Origin of the sequence: Qipengyuania nanhaisediminis, assembly GCF_045862805.1 — a bacterium.
Lineage (GTDB): Bacteria > Pseudomonadota > Alphaproteobacteria > Sphingomonadales > Sphingomonadaceae > Erythrobacter > Erythrobacter nanhaisediminis_A.
In genome coordinates, this window is sequence record NZ_AP025760.1 from 526916 (window position 1) to 543458 (window position 16543).

Below are 16543 nucleotides of genomic sequence, written 5' to 3' on the forward strand. Positions count from 1 at the left end.
ACGGTGTGCTACCTGAAAGAAAGCGAAAAAAATCAGCGTGGAAGCGCGCTTGTGCCCATCAGCGCCTCGTCGACGCTGCGCGCGCATTGTCGCCCTTCGCGGATCGCCCAGACCACCAGGCTCTGCCCGCGTCGCATGTCGCCGCAGGCAAAGACATTTGCGCCGCTGGTTGCGTAGCGTGTCGTGTCGGCCGCGACATTGCCGCGCGCATCGAGTTCGACCGCGGCCTGTTCGAGGAGGCCCGGTTTCCTTGGCCCCACAAAGCCCATGGCGAGCAGGATCAGGTCGGCCCGAATGGTGAAATGGCTGCCCTCGATCTCGCGCATCTGGCCATCCTTCCACTCGACCCGAGCGCATTCGAGACCGGTCACCGTCTCGCCATCGCCGATCACGCGCTTGGTCAGCACCGCCCAATCGCGCTCGACCCCTTCCTCGTGGCTCGAGGAGGTGCGCAGCTTCATCGGCCAGTCTGGCCATGTCAGCGCCTTGTCTTCGCGCTCGGGAGGGCGGGGCATGATCTCTAGCTGGGTGACGCTGGCCGCGCCCTGCCGGTTGGAGGTGCCCACGCAATCCGAGCCCGTATCGCCGCCGCCGATCACCACCACGTGCTTTCCGGTCGCCTTCAGCGTGCCGCGCGGGGCGGCGCGGGTTTCATCGTCGCCGGCATTGCGCTTGTTCTGCTGGGTGAGGAATTCCATCGCCAACCGGACGCCCGGCATCTCCGCGCCGGGAATGGTGAGCGTGCGCGGTTCTTCGGCCCCGCCTGCGAGCACCACCGCGTCGAAGTTTTCCTGCAGGCTCTTGAACGAAAGGTCGACGCCAACCTCCTTCGACGTCCGGAAGGTCACCCCCTCGGCCTCCATCTGTACGCAGCGCCGGTTGATGAGGTGCTTTTCCATCTTGAAGTCGGGAATGCCGTATCGAAGCAGCCCGCCGACCCGGTCGCTTTTTTCGAGCACTGTGACCGAATGGCCCGCGCGCGCAAGCTGCTGGGCGCAGGCGAGCCCGGCCGGACCCGACCCCACCACCGCGACCGATTTGCCGGTCTTTTCCTCGGGCACTTGCGGGGTGATCCAGCCTTCCTTCCAGCCGCGGTCGACGATCGCGCACTCGATCGACTTGATGGTGACCGGCTGGTCGATGATGTTGAGCGTGCACGCCGCCTCGCACGGGGCGGGGCAGACGCGGCCGGTGAATTCGGGGAAGTTGTTGGTCGAATGGAGAAGGTCGAGCGCCTGTCGCCAGTCGTCCTCGTAGACGAGGTGGTTCCAGTCCGGGATAAGATTGTTCACCGGACAGCCATTGTGACAATAGGGAATGCCGCAATCCATGCAGCGCGAAGCCTGCGCGCCGAGCACCTCGTCAGGCGGCGGGACCACGAATTCGCGGTAATTGCCGAGCCTGGTCTTGGGATCGATATAGTCGCGATCGCGCCGATCGACTTCGAGGAAACCGGTATCCTTGCCCATTATTCCGCCGCCTCCATCGCGGCCTCTTCGCGCTCGCTTTCCAGCACCTCGAGCGCGCGCGCGTAATCACGCGGCATCACCTTGACGAACTGGCCGATCGCATTGTCCCAGTCTTCGAGCAGGGCGCTGGCGCGCTTGCTTCCGGTGTGGAACTGGTGCCGCTCGACGAGGATGCGCAGGCGCTCGGCATCGTGACGCCGCATGTCGCCCATGCCGAAATCGTGGACGCTGACGGGACGCTGCTGCGGTCGCCCTGCGCCGGGATCGCCATCGGCATCGTTGTCCGCCGTGCGCGCAACCGGTTCGAGATCGACCTGCGCGTGGTTGACGAGGCTGGCAAAGCGCCCCTCGGGATCGTGGACATAGGCGATGCCGCCGCTCATCCCGGCAGCGAAATTGCGGCCCGTCGCGCCGAGCACGACCACCACCCCGCCGGTCATGTACTCGCAGGCATGGTCGCCCGCACCCTCGACCACCGCGATCGCTCCCGAATTGCGCACGGCGAAGCGTTCGCCGGCAACGCCCGCGAAATAGGCCTCGCCCGCGATCGCGCCATAGAGCACGGTGTTGCCGACGATGATGTTCTCGCCCGCCTCGCGCGGGGCGGTTTCGGGCGGGCGCACGATGATCCGTCCGCCGGACAGGCCCTTGCCGACATAATCGTTGGCATCGCCTGTCAAGTCGAGCGTGACCCCGTGGGCGAGCCAGGCGCCGAAGCTCTGCCCGGCAACCCCGTTGAGCGCGACGCGGATCGTGTCGGGCGGCAGGCCTTCGTGGCCGTGGGCCTTTGCGATTTCGCCAGAAAGCATCGCGCCCATGGTGCGATTGACGTTGCGGACCTCATGGCTGAGTTCGACGGGCTTTTGCGCCTCGATTGCCTCGCGCGCCTCCTCGATCAGCACATTGTCGAGCGCGGCACCGAGGCCGTGGTCCTGGTCGATGGTGTGGCGCAGCGGCGCGTCCTGTTCGATCGGGACGCGGTGAAGCAGGCGCGACAGATCGATACCGCGCGCTTTCCAGTGGCGGTTCACCCGGCTCATGTCGAGCCGGTCGACCCGGCCGACCATTTCGGCGACCGTGCGAAAACCCATGTCGGCCATGATCGTGCGCAGTTCCTCGGCGACGAAGAACATGTAATTGACCACGTGTTCGGGCTGGCCGGTAAAGCGCGCGCGCAGCACCGGGTCCTGGGTCGCAACACCGACAGGGCAGGTGTTGAGGTGGCATTTCCTCATCATGATGCATCCCGCAGCGATCAGCGGGGCGGTGGCAAAGCCGAATTCGTCCGCTCCCAGCAGTGCGCCGATCGCGACATCGCGGCCCGTGCGAAGCCCGCCATCGACCTGCACCGCGATGCGGCTGCGCAAATCGTTGAGCAGCAAGGTCTGTTGGGTTTCGGCCAGTCCGATTTCCCAGGGGCTCCCGGCATGGGTGAGGCTGGTCAAGGGAGACGCGCCGGTTCCCCCGTCATAGCCCGAGATCGTGACATGGTCGGCGCGCGCCTTGGACACGCCCGCGGCCACCGTGCCGACCCCGACTTCGGAGACCAGCTTGACCGAGATACGCGCCTCGGTGTTGACGTTCTTGAGGTCGTGGATGAGCTGGGCGAGATCCTCGATCGAATAGATGTCGTGGTGAGGCGGGGGCGAAATCAGTCCCACGCCCGGGGTCGAATGGCGGACCGCGCCGATGCGCTTGTCGACCTTGTGCCCGGGCAGCTGGCCGCCTTCGCCGGGCTTTGCGCCCTGCGCCATCTTGATCTGGATATCGTCGGAATTGACGAGATATTCGGTGGTGACGCCAAAGCGTCCCGACGCCACCTGCTTGATCCGGCTGCGCATCGAATCGCCGTTTTCGAGCGGGGTGAAACGGAACGGCTCCTCGCCGCCTTCGCCGGTATTGGAGCGGCCGCCGATCCGGTTCATCGCCAAGGCAAGGGTCGAATGCGCCTCGTGGCTGATCGAGCCGAAGCTCATCGCGCCGGTGGCAAATCGCTTGACGATCTCGCTGGCCGGTTCGACCTCGTCGAGCGGGACCGGCTCGTCGGCGCTCTTCAACTCCATCAGTCCGCGGATCGTCAGCAGCCGCTCGGACTGCTCGTTCACCGAGCGCGCGAACGCCTCGTAATTGGCATGGTCGCCCTTGCCGTTGCCGCCGCGAACCGCGTGCTGCAGTTGCGCCACGTTTTCGGGCGTCCAGGCGTGTTCCTCGCCGCGCAGGCGGTACTGGTAGATCCCGCCGACATCGAGCATCCCCTTGTAGAGTGGATTGTCGCCATAGGCCTGGGCGTGGCGGCGCAGGCTTTCCTCGGCGATCTGCTCGAGGCCGACGCCCTCGATCGTGGTCGCGGTGCCGGTGAAATACCGGTCGACGAAGGCGCTCGACAGGCCGACCGCATCGAAGATCTGCGCGCCGCAATAGGATTGATAGGTCGAGATGCCCATCTTGCTCATGACCTTGCGCAGGCCCTTGCCGATCGCCTTGATGTAGTTCTGCTCGACTTCGCCCGGGCCAACTTCCGGGTGCTTGCGCGCGCGGATATCCTCGAGCGTCTCGAACGCGACATAGGGGTTGATCGCCTCGGCACCGTATCCTGCGAGCGCGGCGAAGTGATGCACCTCGCGCGCTTCTCCGGTTTCGATCACGAGCCCGGTCTGCATCCTGAGACCCTGGCGCACGAGGTGGTGGTGCACCGCCGCCGTGGCGAGAAGGGCGGGCATGGGCACGCGGCCGGGCCCCTGCGCGCGGTCCGACAGGACGAGGATGTTCTGGTCCTGCAGCACCGCCTCGGTCGCGGCCCAGCACATTTCCTTGATCGCCAGTTCGACACCCTCGACCCCCGCGCTCGCACCCCAGGTGATGTCGATCGTCTCGCAGCGAAACGCGCCGTCGAGCACGGCTTCGACCGAGCGGATCTTGGCAAGGTCCTCATTGGTGAGGATCGGCTGCTCGACCTCGAGTCTCTTGTGTGTCCCGGCATCGTGGCCGAGCAGGTTGGGGCGCGGGCCGATCATCGAGAGCAGGCTCATCACCAGTTCCTCGCGGATCGGGTCGATCGGGGGATTGGTGACCTGCGCGAAGTTCTGCTTGAAATAGTCGTAGAGCAGGCGCGGACGAGCCGAGAGCACGGCGATCGGGGTATCGGTTCCCATCGAACCGATCGGATCGTCGCCGCGCACCGCCATCGGTTCGAGGAAACGATAGACGTCTTCCTGGGTGTAACCGAATGCCTGCTGGCGTTCGAGCAGCGCGGTGTGGTGTTCGGGCACCGCTGACAATTCGGGCTCGATATGGTCGATGTCGCCGAGCTTGAACTGCGCCATTTCGAGCCATTTCGCATAGGGCTCGGCGTGGGCGAGATCGGCCTTCAGTTCCTCGTCCTCGATGATGCGGCCCTGTTCGAGGTCGATCAGCAACATCTTGCCCGGTTGAAGCCGCCATTTGCGCACGATGTCTTCCTCGGCAAAGGGCAGAACGCCGCTCTCCGAGGCGAGGCAGACGATATCGTCGCGGGTCACGCAGAAGCGCGCGGGGCGCAGGCCGTTGCGGTCGAGGGTCGCGCCGATCTGTCGGCCATCGGTGAAGCACACCGCTGCAGGGCCGTCCCAGGGCTCCATCAGCGCGGCGTGATATTCGTAGAAGGCGCGGCGCTCGGGCGACATCTGCTCGTTCTTCGCCCAGGCTTCGGGGATGAGCATCATCATTGCGTGGGCGAGCGAATAGCCACCTGCCAGCAGCAGCTCCAACGCGTTATCGAGACAGGCCGTGTCCGACTGGCCGTGCGGAATGATCGGCCACATCTTGTCGAGATCGGGACCGAGCAGGTCGCTTTCCATCGTCCGCCGGCGCGCATTCATCCAGTTGACGTTGCCGCGCACGGTGTTGATCTCGCCATTGTGCGCGATGAAGCGGAAGGGGTGGGCGAGCCGCCAGCTCGGAAAGGTGTTGGTCGAGAAACGCTGGTGGACGAGGCCGAAGGCGCTGATGCATTCGGGGTCGCGCAGGTCGTCGTAGAAGCTCTGCACCTGCGTCGCCAGCAGCAGCCCCTTGTAGACGATCGTGCGGCTCGAAAAGCTTGGCATGTATGTTTCGGTCAGGCCCGGAAGGCCGTACTTTTCGGCGAGCGCGGCGAGCGGGTTCAGCACCTGCTTGCGCAGCGCCAGCAGCTTGCGCTCGAAGGCGTCCTGGTCGGCGCATCCTTCCCCGCGCGCGATCACCGCCTGGCGGATCACCGGCATCGAGGCAATCACCGCATCGCCCAGCCCCTCGGTCGTGGTCGGCACGTCGCGCCAGCCGAGGATCGCCTGGCCTTCCTTGGCCGCAAGCTGCTCGAAGCGCTCGGTAACGAAGGCGCGCTCGGCATCGCCGCGCGGCAAGAAGCACATCGCCACCGCATATCCGCCCGGCTGAGGCAAGGCGATGTCGTGCTCGCCCGCCCAGCGGCGGATTAGCGCGTCGGGAATTTGCATCAGCAGACCCGCGCCATCGCCCAACAGGGGGTCGGCGCCAACCGCGCCGCGATGGTCGAGCTTTTCAAGTATCTCGAGCGATTGCGCGACGATCGCGTGGCTGCGCTCGCCCTTGATGTGCGCGACCATGCCGACGCCGCAGGCATCGTGTTCGTTTCGGGGGTCGTAGAGACCCTGGGTGCCGGGGCGTCCCATGCAAGTTCCGTCCTGTCAGATGCCGCTGGCCGGCGGCCGCGCAATGCGGCCTGCCACAGCGGCAGGTGTCAGGCGCGCCCGAACGAGGGGGCACGGATCACGCCATGCAGGACCCGACTATTGCCCAAGCGCGGTTCATATTGCAACTGCGAAGAAAACAGGATTGTTACGTGCAGCCCAAGCTTGTCTTTATCAAGCTTGCGCTTCGAGGCCGAGCCAAGGATGGTTTCATGCGAAACCGGTTAGGTCAGGCCGCACCGCGCAGGCCCTGGAGCTTGACCAGTGCGGCGCGCAATTCGCGCTCGGCAGTGCCGATTTGTGAAGCGGCGATCCGTGCGCCTTGCGCGTCGCTTCCTTCAACGGTTCCGAGCCCTTCCTTTGTGAAAGCTGTCAGCGATTTGAGTGCTTCGGCGAGCATGGCTTCGCGCCCGGCCATCGATGCGGCCATGTCGCCCGGTGCGCGCGCGGCGGCGGCGTTCTGGTGTTCGTTGAGCGCTCCGGCGAGCCGTTCGACCAGTTCGGCGAGGCTGAGTTCTTCGGGCGAGCGTCCGCGAAGCCGGTCGAGCGCGCTCTGGTTCCCGTCTGGGGAGGCGGCATCGCATGTGGGTTCGCTGACCCAGACACCATCGCGCCCGGGCAGATCGGCGAACTCGGCGAGGTCGAGCGCAATCGGCTTTTCGGCTTCACGGTCGTGAGCAGGCGGTGCCTTGTCATCGGCCTGGTCGGCGTCGGGCGCCGGACTGGGCGCTGGACTGGGCGGGGGAGCGGGCGGGCTGAATTGGGTCAGGCTCCAGGTCCCGGCCGTCCCCGGACGGCCAAGCGGCAGCGCGCCGCCGCCGCGAACAGGCTTGGCAGCGAGCAGCCCCTCTGCAGGCGCGGGGAGAGTTTGGGAGGTGACCGCTTCGGTTTCGTCCGCGATATCGCCGGTCTCGGCGGCGTCGCCGGTCTCGGTAATGTCGGACCCTGTAATTTCGTGAGCCTCGGCATCGAAGTCGGCCTGGGCCTCGGCAATGGCGCGCTGGCGCTCGGCGAGCTCGTCGACATCGGCAAGCGTTTCGGCCTCGTCCAGCGGCGCGTCGAGGCTCTCGCTGCCGAGATCCGCGACCGGGTCGATCAGTGCATAATTGCGCGCCTTGACCGCGCTGACGATCGCGGGACAGCCCAGTTGCGAGCGCGCCTTGTCGCGCAATGCCGCCGCGGTGAAGAATCCGGTGGCCGCGCCGCCAGCCGCCGCGATCAGGGCTATGACCGGCTTGGCCAGCGCGCCGAGTCCGTCCAACCCGCTCAACGCCGCGACCGGCGCGAGCGCGCCCTCGGGCAGGACAGCGACCGACAGGCCGAACAGGGCGGCGCCCCACACGGTGAGCAGCGGCACGAACAGGCTGTGCAGCGCAATGTTGCGCGTTGCGGCTGCGGGCCGCGCGCGGCGTTCCTTGCGACGGTGCGAACGGTGCTCGAACCCGCGGCGATCGTCCGGCTTGCGCTCGATGATCTGATTCAGACGCATGACGCCCCTTGTCTATATGGCGAATGCGACCGGATGGGATTACCCGCGCGCTTCGAACCCCTGTTCACGCATCCCCGGCTTTGCCGCGGGATTGCTATCATGACCGCATAGCAAGAGATGGTAAACGTCTTGATAACGACGGGCATTCAGGTGCCAGTCGTGGTGCGTGCGAACATGCGCCAGGGCGCGGGCGCGAACCGCGTCCCAGCCAGCGCGGCGATCGATCAGGTTGGCTAGCGCATCGGCGCAGGCAGCCGGATCGTCGGGAGCGAAGAGAAAGCCTGTCTCGCCATGGGCGATAAGCTCGCGGTGGCCGCCGACATCGGACGCGGCGACAATCCGTCGCTGGGCCATCGCCTCGAGCGGCTTGAGCGGCGTGACCAGGTCGGTGAGCCGCGAGGCCTTGCGCGGATAGGCGAGCACGTCGACCAGCGAATAATAGCGTTCGACCTCGTCATGCGGGACCCTGCCGGTGAAGATCACCGCGGACGGATCGGGAAGAGCGGATGCGGCAGCACGCCAGCTCGCCTCCATCGGCCCCGCGCCGACGAGGAGCAGCCTCGCATCGCGGTGCCGTTCGCGCAGTGCGGGCATCGCCGCGATCAGGTCATCGACGCCCTCGTAATCGTAAAAGCTGCCGATATAGCCGATCACCGGCGCGCCGGGCGCAATACCCAGGCGCTGTGCCAGCGCATCGTCGCGCGGCGGCGGATCGCCGAACTGGGTGAGGTCGACCCCGTTGGGCATGATCCCGATCTTGCCCGCGGCAACCCCGCGCCCGACGAGGTCTTCGCGCAGGCCCTTGCAGATTGTGAACACCGCATCGGCCCGGTGCGCGACCTGCGTTTCGACAGCGCGGGTGAGGCGATATTTGGCGCTTCCCGCCCTCCCGGTGCGATTGCCGACCGAGGCATCTTCCCAAAAGGCGCGGACTTCGTAGACGAACGGCACGTCGAGCGCCCGCGCCGCGCGCCATGCCGCCGCACCGCACAAGGCCGGCGAATGGGCGTGGATGAGGTCGGGCCGCCATTCGGCCGCGACATCGCGGATCGCGCGCGACAGGGCGATCGTTTCGCGCAGCTCGCCCAGCACCGCCGGTCCGCCCGCTTCGCCAGCGGTGCGGTGGAAGCGCAGGTCATCGACCGTCTCGAGACCGGCAAGCGGCGGGCTTTCGCTGTTGTGTCTGAGCGAGGTGATGGCGCGCACGTCGAGGCCCGCAGCCTCCTGCGCCTTGAGAATCGCGCGGGTGCGGAAGCTGTAGCCCGAATGCAGCGGCAGCGAATGGTCGAGGACATGCAGGACGCGGGTCATGGCAAGAGCCATAGACCGATTGTGCTTAACGGGCCGTCAACCGCCGCGCGCTAAGACGCGCAGGAAATGATCGACTATCTTTCCCTCTCGATCGGCCACGCGCTGCTCGCTTTCGCGCTCATCAGACTGGTGATGCGCGACGATCTCGATTCAGACCCGGTCATCGGCGCCAGCGAAAAAGCCCGGCGCGAAGCCTTCGAGGCCGCGCAAGCCAAGCGCCGCGCCAGCCAGCGCGCGAGCGAACCCGCAGCACCAGTGGATGCCGCCGAGACGGCAGGCCGATAATGCTCGATCTCGTCTTTCTCGCCTTTATCGGCTTCGTCCTGCTGCTGGGGCTGAGGCGGCCGTTCCTGTGGGTGCTGCTCTACGTCTATATCGACATCCTCGCGCCGCAGCGGATCGGCTATTCGATCATCCAGGACATCCAGGTCTCTCTGATCGCCTTTGCCGCCGCTTTCGGTGGCTGGCTGGTGCTCGATCGCAAGGAGGGCGCGCGCTTCTCGGTCCGGCAGGCGCTCTTGCTGTTGCTGCTGGTTTACTGCTGGTGGACGCTTCAGGGCGCCGAATTCCCCGAGGAGGCGGCGGAAAAGTGGGACTGGGTGTGGAAGGCGCTGGTCTTCGCCATTTTCCTGCCGCTCACCATCACCACCCGCGCGCGGATCGAGGCGCTGGCGCTCACGCTCACGCTTTCGGTCGCGACCATCGTGATCGGGACGGGGATGAAGACCGTGCTCGGCGGGGGCGGCTATGGCAATCTCAAGTTCTTCGTTCAGGACAATAGCGGGATCTATGAAAGCTCGACGCTCGCCACGGTCGCGATCGCGCTGATCCCGCTGATCGTGTGGTTCACCCGGTTTGGCACGGTGTTCCGTCCGCATTGGGCGGTGAGCGCCTTTGCCGGCGCGCTGATCTTTGCCAGCCTGCTGATCCCGGTCGGGACCGAGGCGCGCACCGGCCTGGTCTGCATCGCCGCTCTCGGCCTTCTGCTCCTGCGCTATGTCCGACAGCGGTTGGTCTTCATCGTCGCGGCGGGGGCGATCGGCCTGGCCGCGCTCCCCTTCCTTCCGCCCAGCTATTACGAGCGCATGGCGACCATTGCCGAGCCCGGCGGCGACCAGAGCGCATCGACCCGGGTCGCGGTGTGGGAGTGGACGCTCGATTATGCCGAGGAGAACCCGCTCGGCGGCGGGTTCGACAGCTACCGCGCCAATTCCTTCACCTACCGGATGCCGGTGAGGAACGAGGTCGGCAACACCGCCAGCGTCCAGTACGAAGAAGTCACCGACGAGGCGCGCGCCTTCCACTCGGCCTTTTTCGAGGTGCTGGGCGAGCAGGGCTATCCGGGCCTTGCGATCTGGCTGGTGCTCCACGCGCTCGGCTTGTGGCAGATGGAGCGGATCTATCGCCGCTGGCGCGGACGCGACAGCGAAGAGGAGCGTTGGATCTCGCCGCTTGCCGCCTGCCTGCAAATGGCAAGCCTCGTCTATCTCGTCGGCGCGCTGTTCCAGGGGATCGCCTACCAGCCGGTGATGCTGATGATCGTCGCGCTCCAGGTGGGCCTATATTCCTATGTGAAACGGCTCGAATCGCTGCGCCGCGGAGATGAGGCCGAATCCGCACTGACCCCTTCCGAATTGCGCCGCCAGCGGCTGCGCGAGGCGGACTTGCCGCGTGCAGGCTTCGCCGTGCCGTAACGGCAGCGCCCAGCGCATTGCATCGCTGGCGGCCATGCGCCATGAAGCCCCTCGAAAGAAGCGCTCGCAACCCGCTTTCACGGCGGTCCGCTCGCGGCGCATCAAGGTGAGGAGACAGGCGCATGAGCCCGCAGGATCTGGCCGCGAAAGTCGGCGAAAACATCGGCACCAGCGATTGGGTGGAGATGAGCCAGGAGCGCATCAACCAGTTCGCCGAGGCGACCGGTGACCACCAGTTCATCCATATCGACGAGGAAAAGGCCAAGATGACCCCGTTCGGCGGGACCATCGCGCATGGCTTTCTCACCCTTTCGATGATCCCCTACCTGTCGGCCAATTCGGACATCCCGCGGCTCGACGGGATCAAGATGGCGGTCAATTACGGGGGCAACAAGACCCGTTTCATCGCGCCCGTGCGTTCGGGGAAGCGCATTCGCGGCCACTGGAAGCTGCTCGAAATGAACGAGAAGCGCCCCGGCCAGTGGCAGCAGACGGTCGAGATCACGATGGAGATCGAGGGCGAGGAAAAGCCTGCCCTGATCTGCGAGTGGATCACCCAGTTCTTCGTCTGATCGGGCCGCGCCCGCAGACAATGCCATTCACCCCTCCCCAGGGGAAGGTTTGACCAAATTTTTCAAAGGACCTCTCATGTCACGCGAAGCAGTCATCGTATCCACCGCCCGCACTCCCATCGGCCGCGCCTACAAGGGCGGGTTCAACGCCACTCCCGGCGCGACCCTGGGCTCCTTTTCCTTCGCCCCCGCTGTCGAGCGCGCCAAGATCGATGCTGGCGAGATCGATGACGTGGTCTGGGGCGCGGTGCTGACCCAGGGCACCCAGGCCGGCAATATCGCGCGCCAGGTCGCGCTGCGCGGCGGTGCGCCGACCAGCGTGGCGGCCCAGACGATCGACCGGCAATGCTCCTCGGGCCTGATGGCGATCGCGACCGCGGCCAAGCAGATCGTGGTCGACAACATGGACGTGGTCGTCGGCGGCGGGCAGGATTCGATCAGCCTCGTCCAGACGCCCGAAATGCGCGTCGCGCCCGATCCCTCGCTGATCGCGATGCACAAGGACGTCTACATGCCGATGCTCCAGACCGCCGAGACGGTGGCAGAGCGTTACAATATCAGCCGAGAGGCGCAGGACGAATACGCGCTGCAATCGCAGCAGCGCACCGCCGCCGCGCAGGAAGCAGGCAAGTTCGACGACGAGATCGTGCCCGTCACCACCACCATGATGGTCAAGGACAAGGAGACCGGCGAAGTCAGCCAGCAGGAAGTCACCATCTCCAAGGACGAGGGCAACCGCCCCTCGACCACGCTCGAAGGGCTGCAGAACCTCCAGCCCGTCATGGGCCCGGGCAAGGTCATCACTGCCGGTAACGCCTCGCAGCTTTCGGACGGTTCTTCGGCCAGCGTGCTGATGGAAGCCAAGCTCGCAGAGCAAAAGGGCCTTCAGCCGCTCGGCCGTTATGTCGGCATGGCGGTGGCGGGTACCGAGCCCGACGAAATGGGTATCGGCCCGGTTTTCGCGATCCCGAAACTGCTCAAGCAGACGGGTCTGAAGATGGACGATATCGGCCTGTGGGAGCTGAACGAGGCGTTCGCGGTGCAGGTGCTCTACTGCCGCGACAAGCTCGGCATCGACAATGACATCCTCAACGTCAATGGCGGCTCGATCTCGATCGGCCACCCTTATGGCATGACCGGCGCGCGCTGCACCGGCCACGCGCTGATCGAAGGCAAGCGCCGCGGCGCGAAATACGTCGTCGTCACCATGTGCGTCGGCGGCGGCATGGGCGCGGCAGGGCTGTTCGAGGTCTTCTAGACCTGCACCCGTTTGCCTTTCGGGGCGTGACGCATCAAACTCCCGCTCGACCTTTCGGTTGGGCGGGAGTTTTGCCTTGGGCATCATGGAGATCATCGGGATTGCCGGAAGCGTGAGCCTGCTGGCTGGCTGGCTGGCGGCTCTATCTGTGCGTTTTCGCCACCGGGCTCGCCATGCGGCTCGACGCGCTGCCGGTGCCCGAACATCTCGCCAGCCTCGCAGTGCTTGAAAACCCGTGGGTCATGGGGATTGCCGCGCTCGCCGCGCTGGCGGAGTTCCTGGCCGACAAGGTGATGTGGCTCGATTCGATCTGGGACAGTGTCCACACGCTGGTGCGCCCGGTCGGCGGCGCCTTGCTTGCCCTCGCCATCGTCGACCCTTCCGACCCGGCGGTCCAGGTCATCGCTTTCCTGCTCGGCGGCGGGGCGAGCTTTCTCGCGCATGGCGGCAAGGCTTCGGCGCGCGCGGTGGTCAACACCTCTCCCGAGCCGGTTAGCAATGCGCTGGTCTCGACCGGAGAGGATGTTGCGACTGCCGGCCTCCTGTGGGCGGCCTACGAATACCCCGCAATAGCCGGAGGGATTGCAACGGTGCTGCTGGTAATAGCGGCGGTGCTGGTGTGGACCGCCTGGCGCGTGCTGGGCAACATTCGCGCAGCCTTCAAGGGCAAGAGCGCCGACACGCCAACGCCCTAGCCAGCGCGTATCACCCGTGCCTGGCGATGAATTCCTCGACCACCGGGGCGACCTTGTCGCGCCACTTGCTGCCGTTGAAGATGCCGTAATGGCCAGCGCCTTCGGCCATGTAGTAGCGCTTCTTCTCCTCGGCGAGGCCGGTCGCGAGCTTTAGCGCGGCCTTGGTCTGGCCGAGGCCTGAAATGTCGTCGCGCTCGCCTTCGATCGCAAGCAGCGCAGTGTCGGTGATTGCGCCGAGGTCGACCACCTCGCCCTTGTGCTCGAACGTGCCCTTGGGGATCGAGTGCTTCTGGAACACCTCTTCGACCGTCTGGAGGTAGAATTCGGCGGTCATGTCGCACACGGCGCGGTATTCGTCGTAGAAATCCTTGGTCGCCTGGGCGCTGTCGTGATCGCCTTCGGTGAGGTGTTTGAACATCTCGTAATGGCTCATCATGTGGCTGTTCAGATTCATGCTCATGAATGCCGAAAGCTGAAGGAAGCCGGGATAGACTCGCCGGCCCGCGCCGCGATAATTCATCGGCACGGTCGCGATCACCGACTGCCGGAACCATTCGATCGGGCGGTTCATCGCGTGGTCGTTGACGCTGGTCGGGCTTTCGCGGGTGTCGATCGGGCCGCCCATCATGGTGAGCGTGGCGGGCGTGCCGACCGATCCGCGCTGGTTCATCAGGGCGGTCGCGGCAAAGGCCGGGACCGATGGCTGGCACACGGCCAGCATGTGCGGGCGGCGGCGCTTTTTCGGGTCGGTTTCGACCTCGGCGATATATTCGCTGAACTCGATCAGGTAGTCGATATAGGTGTCGAGATCGAAGCGCCCCTCGCTCACCGGGACCATCTTCGCATCGGCCCAGTCGGTGATGTAGACCTCGAAATTCTGGAGCATCCGCCGCACCGTGCCGCGCAGCAGAGTGGCAAAGTGCCCGCTCATAGGGGCGACGATCAGCAGTTTCGGGCGCTTGACCTCGCTGTCAACGTCGATCCCGTCGAGCCGGAACCGCTTGAGATCGCCGAAGGGGCGGTTGATCACGGTCGCCTCGATCACCGGATAGACCCGACCGTCCACTTCGACCTCGTTGATGTCGAAGGCAGGCTTCGAATAGGCGGCAGTGGCATGGGCGAACACGTCGAGCGCATTGGCCGCCAGCGGGGTAAAGCCGATATTGGCAAGGGGATTGGCGGGACTGGCGAGCATTTCGGCACTGATCGATGCGATCGCGCTCACCGAGTTCATCCAGTTCCGCTGCAATTCATAAGCGTGGTAAAGCATTCGTGCCCCGTTCGTGGCGGTTCGCGCATATGCGAACCTCGTGTCTGTTCCCCATCTGCCAGATGGCTTCTCCCGCCCTCTTGTGCAACGCACAAATGACAACCGGTTTCCCACAGGCCCCTCATGGCCGTGCGCATTTGCAGGTGAAATTTGCGCTCCGAGAGACTAGATTACAGCAGATGGACGGGCACGAGGAACAGCCGGAAGACAGCGGCGACAAGGCAATCCACGGCGAGACGGGCGACAAGCCCGAAGCGCCGCGCGCAAAAGCGCGCACGCTCGCGCCGCTAAGGATGATCTACCGCGAGGCAGCGAAATATCCCGCCCAGATCGCGGCCGCGCTGTTCGCCCTGCTTGTCACCGCGACAGCAACCCTCGCGATTCCCTGGCGTTTCAAGGTCATCATCGACGAGGCCTTCAGCGGCACTGCCGGGCCGGAGGAAATCGCGCACGCATTCCAGTATCTGCTGATGATCGTGCTGATCCTTGGGCTTGGCACCGCGCTCCGCTTCTATTTCGTCAGCTGGATCGGTGAGCGCGTGGTCGCCGATATCCGCAAGAAAGTGCACCAGAACCTCCTGCGGCTCTCGCCGGGCTTCTACGAGGAGAACAGTCCCAAGGAAATTTCGAGCCGGATGACGTCGGACACCGCGATCATCGAGGTCGTGGTCGGCACCACGGTCTCGGTCGCCTTGCGCAATGTCCTCACCGGGATCGGCGGCACGCTGCTTCTGCTCTATCTCGCTCCCACGCTGACGCTCGGCCTGCTGATCGCGATCCCCGTGATCATCCTGCCGATCATGTTCTTCGGCCGCCGCATCCGGACGATCTCGCGCACCAGCCAGGACCGGGTCGCAGATGTCGGGGCAAGCGTGACCGAGGTGCTCTCGGGAATGAAGGTGGTCCAGAGCTTTGGCCAGGAACGCCGCGAGGCCGACAGGTTCGGCGACGTGGTCGAGGCGACGTTCGCAACCGCGCGCAAGCGGATCATCCTGCGCGCGGCGATGACATCCATCGTGATCTTCCTGATTTTCGGAGGCACCGTGCTGCTGATGTGGCGCGGCGCTCTGGCGGTGACAGCCGGCGAGATCTCGGGCGGCACCATCGCGGCCTTCGTCATCACCGGCGGGCTGGTCGCAGGCGCGTTCGGTGCCCTGACCGAGGTCTATGGCGAGCTGCTGCGCGGAGCCGGTGCGGCGAGCCGGCTGGCCGAATTGCTCGAGGCGCGGCCCACCATCGCCCCGCCAGCGCGGCCCGAACGCCTGCCCGAACCGCCGCGCGGCTCGCTCTCTTTCCGCAATGTCACCTTCCGCTATCCCGCGCGCCCCGACAGCGCCGCGCTCACCGATTTCAATCTCGAGATCGAACCGGGCGAAACGGTCGCGATCGTCGGTCCCTCGGGAGCGGGAAAATCGACGCTGTTCCAGCTGGTCGAGCGGTTCTACGACCCGCAGGTCGGCACCATCCGGCTCGACGGGGTGCCGCTGACCAAGGCCGACCCATACGCGATCCGCGAACGCATCGCCTTCGTGCCGCAGGACGGGGTTCTGTTCAGCGCCAATGCCCGCGACAATTTGCGCTATGGCAGGTGGGATGCGAGCGATGCGGAGATCTGGGAGGCGGCGCGCGCGGCCCATGCCGAGGATTTTCTGAAGGCGCTCCCGCAGGGGCTCGACACCTATCTGGGCGAAGGCGGCACGCAATTGTCTGGCGGGCAGCAGCAGCGCATTGCGATCGCGCGGGCATTGCTGCGCGATGCCCCGATCCTGCTGCTCGACGAGGCGACCAGCGCGCTCGATGCCGAGAGCGAACAGGCGGTGCAACTGGCGCTCGAGGAACTGATGCGCGAGCGCACCACCCTGGTTATCGCGCACCGGCTCGCCACGGTGCGCGCGGCCGACCGGATCGTGGTGCTCGACAAGGGCGCGATTGCCGAACAGGGGACGCATGGCGAACTGACCGCCGCGGGCGGGCTTTACGCGCGGCTCGCCAAGCTGCAATTTGCCGCCGAGGCGGCGTGATTTCGATCAAGCGCCAACCGCGCCGGACCAGCGACAACCCTAGCGCGTCCGCCCGGCTAGACCACCATCACGCGATTTCAAC

General features: G+C 65.7%; 11 protein-coding genes. 6 read left to right on the forward strand and 5 right to left on the reverse strand.

The genetic code is table 11. The annotated features are described in order from the left end of the window. Positions 1-32: 32 nt before the first annotated feature. From ACKTSM_RS02615 to ACKTSM_RS02630, 4 genes are all read right to left on the reverse strand, one after another. On the reverse strand, positions 33-1469 hold the full coding sequence (locus ACKTSM_RS02615) for a glutamate synthase subunit beta (RefSeq protein WP_407875588.1): 1437 nt from the start codon (positions 1467-1469) through the stop codon (positions 33-35). Beyond that, complete coding sequence (gene gltB / locus ACKTSM_RS02620; protein WP_407875589.1) at positions 1469-6133, reverse strand: glutamate synthase large subunit; 4665 nt, start codon at positions 6131-6133, stop codon at positions 1469-1471. Before gltB ends, ACKTSM_RS02615 begins: the two co-directional genes overlap by 1 nt. A 247-nt stretch (positions 6134-6380) precedes the next feature. Further along, positions 6381-7640: a hypothetical protein gene (locus ACKTSM_RS02625; protein WP_407875590.1), complete on the reverse strand. Its 1260-nt coding sequence runs from the start codon at positions 7638-7640 to the stop codon at positions 6381-6383. A gap of 39 nt (positions 7641-7679) precedes the next feature. After that, positions 7680-8951, reverse strand: a complete 1272-nt coding sequence (locus ACKTSM_RS02630; protein WP_407875591.1) for a TIGR04063 family PEP-CTERM/XrtA system glycosyltransferase — start codon at positions 8949-8951, stop codon at positions 7680-7682. Positions 8952-9017: 66 nt separating this feature from the next. On the opposite strand from ACKTSM_RS02630, the gene ACKTSM_RS02635 reads away from it, so the two are divergent. The 5 genes from ACKTSM_RS02635 to ACKTSM_RS02655 all read left to right on the forward strand — a co-directional run bounded on the left by ACKTSM_RS02635 (position 9018) and on the right by ACKTSM_RS02655 (position 13170). Next, entirely contained in the window at positions 9018-9236 is a 219-nt protein-coding gene (locus tag ACKTSM_RS02635; RefSeq protein WP_407875592.1) for a hypothetical protein, read from the forward strand. Further along, positions 9236-10645: a putative O-glycosylation ligase, exosortase A system-associated gene (locus ACKTSM_RS02640; RefSeq protein ID WP_407875593.1), complete on the forward strand. Its 1410-nt coding sequence runs from the start codon at positions 9236-9238 to the stop codon at positions 10643-10645. The genes ACKTSM_RS02635 and ACKTSM_RS02640 overlap by 1 nt, the downstream gene beginning before the upstream one ends. Positions 10646-10767: 122 nt before the next feature. Continuing rightward, positions 10768-11217, forward strand: coding sequence for a MaoC family dehydratase (locus ACKTSM_RS02645; RefSeq protein WP_407875594.1), 450 nt, complete (start codon positions 10768-10770; stop codon positions 11215-11217). A gap of 76 nt (positions 11218-11293) precedes the next feature. Further along, complete coding sequence (locus ACKTSM_RS02650; protein ID WP_407875595.1) at positions 11294-12475, forward strand: acetyl-CoA C-acyltransferase; 1182 nt, start codon at positions 11294-11296, stop codon at positions 12473-12475. A gap of 173 nt (positions 12476-12648) precedes the next feature. Beyond that, positions 12649-13170, forward strand: a complete 522-nt coding sequence (locus ACKTSM_RS02655) for a DUF4126 domain-containing protein (protein ID WP_407875596.1) — start codon at positions 12649-12651, stop codon at positions 13168-13170. 10 nt (positions 13171-13180) lie between these two features. On the opposite strand, the gene ACKTSM_RS02660 is transcribed toward ACKTSM_RS02655, so the two are convergent. Then, complete coding sequence (locus tag ACKTSM_RS02660; RefSeq protein ID WP_407875597.1) at positions 13181-14440, reverse strand: polyhydroxyalkanoate depolymerase; 1260 nt, start codon at positions 14438-14440, stop codon at positions 13181-13183. A 293-nt stretch (positions 14441-14733) separates the two neighbouring features. Between ACKTSM_RS02660 and ACKTSM_RS02665 the strand changes: the two genes are divergently transcribed. Continuing rightward, positions 14734-16461, forward strand: a complete 1728-nt coding sequence (locus tag ACKTSM_RS02665) for an ABC transporter transmembrane domain-containing protein (RefSeq protein ID WP_407876403.1) — start codon at positions 14734-14736, stop codon at positions 16459-16461. The last annotated feature ends 82 nt before the right edge of the window (positions 16462-16543 follow it).

Excerpts from the sequence above, each read along its gene's own strand:
- ACKTSM_RS02615 (WP_407875588.1), bottom strand. The coding sequence starts at position 1,469 with ATGGGCAAGGATACCGGTTTCCTCGAAGTCGATCGGCGCGATCGCGAC.
- gltB (WP_407875589.1), bottom strand. The coding sequence starts at position 6,133 with ATGGGACGCCCCGGCACCCAGGGTCTCTACGACCCCCGAAACGAACAC.
- ACKTSM_RS02625 (WP_407875590.1), bottom strand. The coding sequence starts at position 7,640 with ATGCGTCTGAATCAGATCATCGAGCGCAAGCCGGACGATCGCCGCGGG.
- ACKTSM_RS02630 (WP_407875591.1), bottom strand. The coding sequence starts at position 8,951 with ATGACCCGCGTCCTGCATGTCCTCGACCATTCGCTGCCGCTGCATTCG.
- ACKTSM_RS02635 (WP_407875592.1), top strand. The coding sequence starts at position 9,018 with ATGATCGACTATCTTTCCCTCTCGATCGGCCACGCGCTGCTCGCTTTC.
- ACKTSM_RS02640 (WP_407875593.1), top strand. The coding sequence starts at position 9,236 with ATGCTCGATCTCGTCTTTCTCGCCTTTATCGGCTTCGTCCTGCTGCTG.
- ACKTSM_RS02645 (WP_407875594.1), top strand. The coding sequence starts at position 10,768 with ATGAGCCCGCAGGATCTGGCCGCGAAAGTCGGCGAAAACATCGGCACC.
- ACKTSM_RS02650 (WP_407875595.1), top strand. The coding sequence starts at position 11,294 with ATGTCACGCGAAGCAGTCATCGTATCCACCGCCCGCACTCCCATCGGC.
- ACKTSM_RS02655 (WP_407875596.1), top strand. The coding sequence starts at position 12,649 with ATGCGGCTCGACGCGCTGCCGGTGCCCGAACATCTCGCCAGCCTCGCA.
- ACKTSM_RS02660 (WP_407875597.1), bottom strand. The coding sequence starts at position 14,440 with ATGCTTTACCACGCTTATGAATTGCAGCGGAACTGGATGAACTCGGTG.
- ACKTSM_RS02665 (WP_407876403.1), top strand. The coding sequence starts at position 14,734 with ATGATCTACCGCGAGGCAGCGAAATATCCCGCCCAGATCGCGGCCGCG.